The following is a 10296-nucleotide window of genomic DNA, read 5'->3' on the forward strand; positions in this document are numbered from 1 at the left end:
CGGGTAGTTTTTCTGGATTTTTTCCCAACATATTTGCAAGCTTTTCTACGACAAATATACAAATACCTGTAATGAAAAACAAGCTTAATAACGGTTAATACACTGGATTATAGATGATTAATCTACCTTAAGGAGTAACTAGATAGATTTTAGTTTTTGATAATGAAGATTTAGCGGGCTAAATCAAGTAATCAAAGGCTAAAAGATGCTAAAAAGAGCATCAAAAGACAACTAAAAAATATAATCACTCGCAAAATAAATATTTCGTTAAAATTTAAACAGGCTCTAGGCAAATCAGGTCATGTGTCTTTCTGTATGAATCAATAATACAAAGCTCAAATCTATTTTTTCAAAAGTATCAATTCAACCATTTTAAGCATTTTTAAATGTTTGGGTTGGTTTTTGTTTATATTTGTTAATATTAACTTTAAAACGTCAAAATGAATAAATTCATTTTAGCATTTGTTTTGTTACTGACACCTATGGTTTATGTCGCTGCACAAAGTGACGAAAAAGTTAAGGGAGACAGAAATGTAACGATAAAACAAACCTATATTGACCCATTTAATAAGATTGTTGTAGGTGAAGATTTTACCGTTGAAATTATCTATAACAGCAAGCCCTCAGTTGAAGTTGAAGCCGATAGTAATCTTCATGAACTCATTAATTTTGATGTTGTTGACGGTATCCTGACTTTTGCAACGACAAAAAAAATAACTTCGAGCAAACGGATGAACATCAAAGTTAATTATTCCGACGGATTAGAACATATTGAGGTTTTGGAAAATGGCGAAATCCGATCATTAACATCTTTGGAACTAAAAAACGCCACCTTAAAAACCTCTGGGTCATCTCGCACCTATCTCAATATAAAAACAGGCGATTTTAACTACACAGCATCAGATAAAGCAAGAGCAAAATTAAATGTTAATGCTACAAACAGTATAATTGTACTCAATGATAATGTAAAAATAGAAGCATTACTTAATTCAAAAATGGCTAAAATAGATCTTTATCAGCGTGCCAATGCAAAACTTGAAGGCACAATTGACAACACCCAGTTACGGATGGACAACTCATCGGTCTTTAATGGAAAAGAATTTTTAACCAACACTTGTGATCTAACTGCCGATTTGGGCAGCTCAACAACCATTCGTGTTAATAACAGCATCACAATTGCCGCTACAGGAAATAGTGAAGTCTATTTATATAATACCCCAAAAATTACATTGACAACTTTTGTGGGCACCTCAAAACTTCAAATGAGAGAACGCTAGATCGACATAAAAAGAGCATATATAAAAAAAGTGCCTATGATAGATTTCAATCTACTTTAGGCACTTTTAAATTTATACAAATAGCATCTTAATAACGCCAATCTTAATTAGTTGCAGTATCTGTTTCAATTGAACTTTCAATTTCTGCCAAATAACGCTCGGCATCCAATGCTGCCATACATCCCGTACCTGCTGCAGTAACGGCTTGTCTATACACATTGTCGGCGGCATCACCAGAAACAAAAACACCGTCAATATTTGTTTTGGAAGTTCCTGGTACATTAATAATATAGCCTGTTTCGTCTAGATGCAAATAGTCTTTAAAAATATCTGTGTTTGGTTTATGCCCAATAGCTACAAAAAAACCGGTTGCTTCTATGTCATGTACCTTATTTGTAATATTATTTTTAACTCGTACGCCGGTTACAACTTGCCCGTCGCCCAAAACTTCTACGGTATCGGTGTTAAATAAAATTTCGATGTTTTTAGTGTTTTTTACACGTGCTTCCATAATACGAGAAGCTCTAAACTCATCACGCCTTACCAACATGGTCACTTTTTTACAAAGTTTTGATAAATAGTGTGCTTCTTCACACGCTGAATCTCCTGCACCAACAATAACAACTTCTTGATTTCTATAGAAAAAACCATCACAAACAGCACAAGCCGAAACACCACCACCTAATTGTAAATATTTTTGTTCGGAAGGAATTCCAAGATATTTTGCGGTCGCTCCTGTCGAAATTATTACCGTATCACAATGGATTTCTTCAGTTTCATTGACCCAAACTTTATGAACATCACCAGAAAAATCGACCTTTGTAATCCAACCGTCCCTTACATCAGTTCCAAAACGTTCGGCTTGCTGTTGCAACTCCAACATCATTTCCGGTCCTGTAATACCATTTGGGTAACCAGGAAAATTCTCAACATCATTCGTGGTGGTCAATTGACCCCCAGGTTGCTCTCCTTGGTAAAGCACTGGAAACATATTTGCTCTTGCTGCGTATATAGCTGCCGTATATCCTGCTGGTCCTGAACCTATAATAAGGCATTTAACTTTCTCAATTGAATCTGACATAATCTCTTATTAGTTTTGAACTTACAAAAATAGAGATTTTGCATCAAAATAGCCATTAATATTATCAAAAGTTGTTAGTAACTCATTAGTGTTGAAACTAACTATTACAACTTTTTTCGTATCTCGACTTCATGAGTATTTTGTATTATTAAACACAACTCCCCTACTTTATTAACAAGCTAAAAGCCTAAAATAAAATAATTTAGCTATTTAATTTACAATCATTATCCCTTAAAATTTAATCTGAAATATCAAAATCAAAAGTTTGTTTGAGAAGTAAATGAACTATTTAACTCCTAATTTTAAAATGCAATTAAAAATCTTATATAGAATCGAATGAGGAATGGATGGAATTATAGGATTCATATTGGAATTTAATGGATTGGTGATCCAAAACCATTTTATTCAATTCATCTATAGAAGTCGAAACATCCAACCATTTTTCCAATTCAACGCCGTGAAGTACAAAAGGTTTTAAATAAGATATATTTGGAATTGATTCAAAAGATTCATTGACTTGGGTCATGACCATGGAACAGGTAATGAAGCCATCATTAAGTTTATTATAAACGCCAGCTATTGCAAAAGGCTCAAAGTTTGAAAGATGCACATGACAATGTTCAACCGTGCCATTGGTTAACAGCGTTGTAAAAAAACCTGTCGCAATTATAATACAACGTCTGTTTTCAAGAAGATTGTTATAAAGACCACGACCGGTTTGCAGAACATCAATTTTTACATTTAACGTATTTACAACATCTTGGAAAACACTCCAATGATCTTCAAAATTTTCAGGCAATAATCCCCAAATAGCAAAAGTAATCTTATGTGTATCGGCACAGGTAATTACCGAAACGGTTGATTCCTTTAAACCATCAATAATTTCCTGGGGCTCATAAAGCTTGGGAAATTCGAAAGTAGCCTGAAAATTATTTTCAATGGATTTCTTACTTGCGATATTGGAGATCTTATAAAACATGTAAAAAAATTAATGTGTATGTAAATCACATATGATTATTAAATTTTCAATTCTCCTAATCCCTACTTCAGTCGTTTAGTAGGGATAAATTGAACTGCTCTTTTTATTGTTATTTGGAAGAAAAAAAAATCGTTTAATCAACATTAAATCACTCTATTCAATTATTCTACTTACTACAGATCCTGCAGTTCTCTAATATTCATAACACTATATTCAATGGTATGTTTCTGGATTTTCAATAACTCTTTAATTGCATATGGAAGTGCGTTATTTTTCAATACGTCATTATATTCTTCAATTGACATAATATCGCCATTTATGGCTTTTTTAAGCATGGCCTCGTCATCTTCAAAAAACCATGATTTAATATCAATCCAAATAGGAAATGAACGATATTTATCAACTTCCGTTGGATTGTTTTTATGATCAATACCTTGGAGTTCAGATTTTAATTGATCCCCAAAATCATGACGTTCCTGTGCTTTGTTGATGAAATAAGATTTAAGCTTGGCAAGCTTCACTTTATTTGCGGCTTTTTTAAATTCTTTTTCGGCATCATAATTTTTTTCCATCAAGTCAGTCAATCTTTTGCCTAGCTTAATTACGTATTTGCCCATCATCCTTTGTTTTTACGTTCCTCACAATCTGGCGCACCTCGTTTTTAGCTTCTTGATATTAAATTGTGCTAAATTGAAATAATTCAAATTGCATAACAACCGTCAATCAAGGTTCAAAACGTTATTTAACAGCAGACAACCTCAGCAATTTACAATTATGCCGAGGTTGTTCCTTCTAACCAACTAACCAATATAAAGCGTATAAAACTCTTATATTGATACTAAATTATAAACTTGATCCTATAATTAATCGCTCTATCCATCAAAGGATTAACGGTATCCAAATTTTTAACAGATGATTTTAATATTACATAAATATTATATATTTGTATAATATTTGCCACCTAACATTCTATTTTCTATATTATACCAAGTTCCAAGTGTTACTTGTTCCTTTTAAGTGATGTGAAATTTGAAATTTCAATCTTTTAATTTATGTTGAGTATATTATGATAGAAGTAATTGTTAATGCAAAAAGCATTGAAGCCACACTTGTACAGATGCAAAACTTTTTAGGAGGCGAAATTTCAGAACGTTGGGGCGAACATACACTCAGTTTTGACAATGATGTTGGAAAAGGATGCATAAGGTGCATTACCTTTGATTGGGGCGTAGGCTTAGTGGAAATTGATGCTCTTTTTTTCGATGATATTTTGTTTTTATACCAAGTTGCAAACTCAAATCCTATACATTTTTCATATTGTTCGCAAGGATATTTCAAACATCGGTTTGCAAACGAACCCAATTTTCACACTATAGAACAATACCATTCTTCAATTTTTGTTTCTAAAAAATTGTTAGATGTTTACACACTTCTTCCAAAGGACACTCATATTATTATAAACGACATACACGTTTTAAGAACCGAGTTTTTAAAAAAACGTAACAACCAATTCTCTGAGCTTAATGAAAATCTGTACAAGGTTTTTTCGGATGATAAGGACGAATCTGAATTTGCCTACTACAGCCCAATTCATTTAAGAATGGAGGATTATGTCAAAACACTGCGCGACCTCAATGCAGAAGGTATGACACGTATTTTGCAAATTGAAGGTGAGGTTTATCACCTCCTCTCCATGCACATTGCCCGGCACGAAAAATATCAAAACCGTGATGTTGTACCCAATTCTCTTTTAAAAGAAGAATTGAAATCTATTAGAAAGCAAGCGAAAAAAATTATTGACGATCCGTCGCTAAATTATAATTTAGAGCAAATTTCCAAGGATTCTGGACTTTCTCAAGCCAAACTACAAGAAGGATTTAAATTTTTATACGCTCGGACAGTTACTGAATATGTTAGACATATTAGATTGGAAGCAGCTAGAGACTTAATGAACACAAGTGATTTAAATATATCCCAAATTGTATATACTATTGGGTTTACCAGTAGAAGCTATTTTTCTAAAATATTCAAGGAAAAATATGATATGACACCACACGAGTTCCGAAAAAAAATAGTGGTGATCGACGAATAAAATAATTCGAAAAAAATATTTATCTTCTAATCAGCCTTTTCAATAAAACAAGTGCACCATATTTACCGACCGCTTTTAATCCAGAGTTCACCCAATTTATTGGTCGCATATCTTGCTGAAAATCGTTTTTAAGACCTTTCATTTCTTCCCAAGCAATCCGGCGTTCAAGCTTTAAACGGTTCAGCTCATAGTCAATTTCATCAAAAGATTTATAGGTTTTCATGGCTTATGATTTAAAAAATATCGTTTGAAATTTTGCAATTATTTTTGCATCAAAACGGCGTCTCATTTTATAGATAGCAAAAGACATAATCAAAAAGAAACCACCTATTATAAGATAACCCAAAGCTATTTGTCCTAAAGCATCACCTATTGCAATTGCTGCGGAAATGGCCAAAAAAATTAAACCTATAAACAATACGGCTCCAATAACTAGTGCTTTTCCCATCATGCTAATGGTAAAAGTCAATTGCTGAAATACCTTTAATTTTAAATATTCAAAAGATGTATCAATATATCTTTCACCAATGTCCGATGCTTTATTGGACGTATCATTTATAGATTCAAAAATGTTCATATCTTAAAGTTATGATTTTTTTAATTTTTTATTTTTTTCTTTCAGCATGGCCAATTTATCTTCCAATGTTTTAATAACATCTTCAGCAGTATGGCTAGCATCAGATACAATCGATTCTACTTTCTCTTCAAGTGTTTGTGCTTTATAGCCAACTGTATCAACAATATTATCTCTTAAATGCGATGCCTTGTTGGCAATAGAATCTCTTGCCGCAATAGCACTATCAGCAATTTTATCCCTTGCAGCTAATGCCTCGTCAGAGATTCTTTGTCTTGTATTACTGCCTTTATCAGGTGCAAATAAAATTCCTAATGTTGCTCCAATTGCTGTACCAGCCAAAATACCGATAAGCACGTTACTATTATTGTTTCCCATAATATACTATTTTTTGTGTTAATATTGATTTTTTGAGTACTCCAAAATTATATCAGAAATTCCGTAGGAATTAACTCAATTAAAAAAATAATTAACTAATCTCCAATTGAGCTAAAGATCCTGGATAATTTTGTATATTTTCAGTGGTGATTCTCATTTGTTATAACAAAGTAAAGCATAATAAGCTTAATACAAGAGGTCATTAAAATGATTTTAACATTTAATAGCATCATTATGAACACAAATGCTTCCATAAAGACAATCAATCCGTATAACAATCAATTCTTGAAAGAATATAAATTGCATACTGATTCGGAATTAACCCAACTGCTAAGCACCTCAAACGAAACCTTTTATAAGTGGCGACAAACATCAATTAAAGAACGCGCTAGATTACTTGATAATTTAGCTCAAATTTTAGAAGATGACAAGCATGATTTGGCTGAATTGATGACCGTAGAAATGGGCAAACCAATTACACAAAGTATTTCGGAAATTGAAAAATGCCTTACGTTATGCGAATTTTATGCCACCAACGCCGATGATTTTTTAGCCGATGAACTGATTGAAACCGATGCTTCAGAAAGTTTTATAAGTTACGATCCGCTCGGCCCCATTTTGGCAATCATGCCTTGGAATTATCCTTTTTGGCAAGTGATGCGGTTTGCCATTCCGACATTGACCGCCGGAAATACAGCTATTTTAAAACACGCTTCCAATGTTACAGGTTGTGCTTTGGCCATAGAAAAACTCTTTGAAAAAGCAGGATATCCAAAAGGATGTTTTACGACCATTCTGGCCGATCATGAAACTGTTGAAAAACTTATTGAGAATGATATCATAAAAGCAGTCACCTTAACGGGAAGTGAAAAAGCTGGAAGAAGTATTGCAGCAACAGCAGGTCAATATTTAAAGAAAACTGTTCTCGAACTTGGCGGCAATAACGCTTGTATTGTTCTTGATGATGCCAATTTAGAAAAGTATATGGATACCATGGTCAACGCCAGAATGCAAAACACCGGACAAAGTTGTATTGCAGCAAAGCGTTTTATTGTTACCGAAAACATTTATGACACTTTTGTTTCTCAATTTAAGGACAAAGTTGCAGCTTTAAAATGTGGTGATCCTATGGATAAACAAACAACCATTGGCACTTTGGCCAGAGCAGATTTAGGAGATATACTAAAAAAACAAATTGATGATTCGGTCAAATTGGGCGCAACCATCGTCACCGGAAACAAACAAAAAGATGCTTACTTTGAACCGACCATCATTACCAATATCACACCAAAAATGCCCGTGTTTAACGAGGAAACCTTTGGCCCTGTTGCGGTAATTATGAAAGTTAAAAATGCTGAGGAAGCTTTTAAAATGGCTGCTCTTACCAAATACGGTTTAGGTACCATGGTATTTACCCAAAATATAGAGATGGCAGAAACCTATGTCGATATGGTAGAAGATGGCGCTTATTTTATAAATGAATTGGTAAAATCTGATGCAAGATTACCCTTTGGAGGTACAAAAGCTTCGGGATATGGCCGGGAACTTTCAAAAGAAGGCATTCATGAATTTGTAAATAGAAAAACCGTTTTTATTAAATACTAAAAAACTAAAAATTTTCTAATTAATTTCTCTTAAAAATTAAAAATCAATGTAAAATATACTGATCTGCCAATTTTGTAAACTCCTCAATCTGCTGTTCTTGCCACTCCTTGCTTCTATTGTGGTATTGACCAAACATTTCAGCAACCTGTGGTGCAACTTCCTGCGCTGCTCTGGCATCCAAAAATAAAATCCGCACCCGTCTTGCAAGCACATCTTCAACCGTTTGTGCCATTTCATTTTTAATGGCCCAAACCACTTCGGCTTTTAAAAACTCTAATCGTGGATGTAGTTTCTCTGCCAATTCTGGGGTGGTTTTGATCAAATATTCAATATGCTTTTTATCAGAGCCATAAACATAAAGATGATTAGAATCATCAAAAGCTCCATCGGAACCATGAATTTTGAGGTGTTTGGTAAGACATATTGTATGTGGCAATTTTCCCACAGCAATCACTTTCCGCATCGTATCTTGTGCCATACGTCTGTAAGTCGTCCATTTGCCTCCTGTAATGGTGACCAAACCAGATTCTGAAACTATTATTTTATGGCTTCTTGAAATTTCCTTCGTTTTTTGCGATTCATCTTTTGGTGATGCCAACGGTCGTAATCCAGCAAATATGCTCAATACATCTTTTCTGCCCACTGGTTTATTTAAGTAAGCATTGAGCGTTTGCAAAATAAAATCAATTTCGCTTTCTAGCGGTTTTGGCTCCAAACTGTGAGCATTCAATAATGTATCCGTTGTGCCGACCACTACCCGATTATGCCAGGGTACCAAAAAAAGAACCCTTCCATCTGTAGTTTTTGGAATCATAATTGCCTCTTTTCCGGGCAAAAATGAACGGTCCAAAACCAAATGAATACCCTGACTTGGTCTTACCATATTTTTGGCATCGGCATTATCCATTTGAAGAATTTCATCAGTAAATACACCTGTGGCATTTACAACTACTTTAGCATGTAGATCATACGTTTCACCCGATTCTTGATCAATGGTCAAAACACCACAGATTTTCCCGTTGTCATCTTTTTGTAATTGAGCCACTTTAAAGTAATTCAATATTGTAGCACCTTGCTCGATACCGGTTTGTGCGATATTAATAGCCAAACGCGCATCGTCAAATTGCCCGTCCTGATAAGCAATACCTCCTTTAAGATGTTCTGATTTAATGGTTGAAAGTCTAGATGTTAACTCTTTTTTGGATATTCTGACCGATTTGCCAAAGCTTAATTTTCCGGCTAAAAAGTCATAAACTTTTAAACCAATGGTATAAACAAAAGCAGGCCACCAATGGTATGTAGGAATAATAAATGTTATATTTTTAACTAAATGTGGTGCGTTTTTAAGCAATAAACCACGTTCATATAATGCTTCTTTAACAAGGTCGATATTCCCTTGTGCCAAATAGCGCACACCGCCATGAACCAATTTAGTGCTTCTGCTAGACGTTCCTTTTGTAAAATCAGATTGCTCTAAAAGAAGGGTTTTATAACCACGTGCAGCACTATCCAGTGCAATTCCTAAACCTGTGGCACCACCACCAATGACAATAACATCCCAATTTTTCTGATCTTGCAGTTGTCTTAGTAAAGTGGCTCTTTCAAACACTCTTTTAATTTAGGTTTAAATCGTTTAAAAATTTACAGGAGAATGAAAACGAACGTAAGTGTCCATTAAAAATAAAATGCACTTATTTTAACAAGAATTATCAGTGATGAATTAATCTAATAAAATCTCTAAAATCTGAATGGCAGCATCACTAATTCGCGTACCCGGACCAAAAACGGCTATCGCACCGGCATCAAACAAATATTGATAATCCTGTTTTGGGATAACACCACCAACAACGACCATAATATCTTCCCGACCGTAGTTTTTCAATTCGGCAATAACTTGTGGCACCAAGGTTTTATGACCTGCAGCTAATGATGACACGCCCAAAATATGGACGTCATTTTCCACCGCCTGTTTTGCGGCTTCCTTTGGCGTTTGGAACAAGGATCCGATATCGACATCAAATCCAACATCAGCGTAACCTGTAGCTACTACTTTGGCTCCTCGGTCATGACCATCCTGGCCCATTTTTGCAATCATGATACGTGGACGACGACCGTCTTGTTCTGCAAACTTATCTGCCAGTTCCCGTGCTTTTTTGAACGAACTATCGTCTTTTATTTCTTTACTATACACACCTGAAAATGATTTTATCTGAGCTTTATAACGACCAAAAGCGACTTCCAAAGCATCACTGATTTCACCTAAAGTAGCCCGTTCCCTAGCGGCTACTATCGCTAAAGCTAACAGGTTTT

11 protein-coding genes are annotated in these 10296 nt (G+C 34.5%); 3 read left to right on the top strand and 8 right to left on the bottom strand.

Annotated features, from left to right (window positions below):
- Window positions 1-440 precede the first annotated feature (440 nt).
- Window positions 441-1277, top strand: coding sequence for a GIN domain-containing protein (locus VNJ50_RS13275; protein ID WP_325582699.1), 837 nt, complete (start codon window positions 441-443; stop codon window positions 1275-1277).
- A gap of 103 nt (window positions 1278-1380) precedes the next feature.
- Here the strand turns inward: VNJ50_RS13275 and trxB are convergent, their stop codons facing one another.
- The 3 genes from trxB to VNJ50_RS13290 all read right to left on the bottom strand — a co-directional run bounded on the left by trxB (window position 1381) and on the right by VNJ50_RS13290 (window position 3957).
- The gene (trxB, locus tag VNJ50_RS13280) at window positions 1381-2358 is read right to left on the bottom strand and encodes a thioredoxin-disulfide reductase (RefSeq protein WP_325582701.1); all 978 of its coding nucleotides are present in this window, start codon (window positions 2356-2358) and stop codon (window positions 1381-1383) included.
- 322 nt (window positions 2359-2680) lie between these two features.
- A complete protein-coding gene (locus VNJ50_RS13285; protein ID WP_325582703.1) occupies window positions 2681-3337 on the bottom strand; it encodes an SOS response-associated peptidase family protein in 657 nt (218 codons plus the stop codon).
- Between the two features lie 173 nt (window positions 3338-3510).
- On the bottom strand, window positions 3511-3957 hold the full coding sequence (locus VNJ50_RS13290; protein WP_325582705.1) for a DUF2383 domain-containing protein: 447 nt from the start codon (window positions 3955-3957) through the stop codon (window positions 3511-3513).
- Between the two features lie 446 nt (window positions 3958-4403).
- Here VNJ50_RS13290 and VNJ50_RS13295 point away from each other — a divergent pair, with 446 nt between their 5' ends.
- A complete protein-coding gene (locus VNJ50_RS13295) occupies window positions 4404-5429 on the top strand; it encodes a helix-turn-helix transcriptional regulator (protein WP_325582707.1) in 1026 nt (341 codons plus the stop codon).
- Between the two features lie 19 nt (window positions 5430-5448).
- Here VNJ50_RS13295 and VNJ50_RS13300 read toward each other — a convergent pair whose 3' ends face one another.
- The 3 genes from VNJ50_RS13300 to VNJ50_RS13310 are packed head-to-tail and all read right to left on the bottom strand — an operon-like array spanning window position 5449 to window position 6381.
- A complete protein-coding gene (locus VNJ50_RS13300; RefSeq protein WP_325582709.1) occupies window positions 5449-5652 on the bottom strand; it encodes a hypothetical protein in 204 nt (67 codons plus the stop codon).
- 3 nt (window positions 5653-5655) lie between these two features.
- Window positions 5656-6006, bottom strand: coding sequence for a hypothetical protein (locus tag VNJ50_RS13305; RefSeq protein ID WP_325582710.1), 351 nt, complete (start codon window positions 6004-6006; stop codon window positions 5656-5658).
- 9 nt (window positions 6007-6015) lie between these two features.
- A complete protein-coding gene (locus tag VNJ50_RS13310) occupies window positions 6016-6381 on the bottom strand; it encodes a YtxH domain-containing protein (protein WP_325582712.1) in 366 nt (121 codons plus the stop codon).
- Window positions 6382-6615: 234 nt separating this feature from the next.
- On the opposite strand from VNJ50_RS13310, the gene VNJ50_RS13315 reads away from it, so the two are divergent.
- Window positions 6616-7986 (top strand): NAD-dependent succinate-semialdehyde dehydrogenase, encoded by a 1371-nt coding sequence (locus tag VNJ50_RS13315; RefSeq protein ID WP_325582714.1) that lies wholly within the window; start codon window positions 6616-6618, stop codon window positions 7984-7986.
- 43 nt (window positions 7987-8029) lie between these two features.
- Here VNJ50_RS13315 and VNJ50_RS13320 read toward each other — a convergent pair whose 3' ends face one another.
- Complete coding sequence (locus VNJ50_RS13320) at window positions 8030-9604, bottom strand: glycerol-3-phosphate dehydrogenase/oxidase (RefSeq protein ID WP_414652899.1); 1575 nt, start codon at window positions 9602-9604, stop codon at window positions 8030-8032.
- A 102-nt stretch (window positions 9605-9706) separates the two neighbouring features.
- Window positions 9707-10296: cobalamin-dependent protein (locus VNJ50_RS13325; RefSeq protein WP_325582718.1), on the bottom strand; the 590-nt coding region annotated here is incomplete at its 5' end.

Source organism: Gelidibacter sp., assembly GCF_035577925.1.
Classification (GTDB): Bacteria; Bacteroidota; Bacteroidia; order Flavobacteriales; family Flavobacteriaceae; genus Gelidibacter.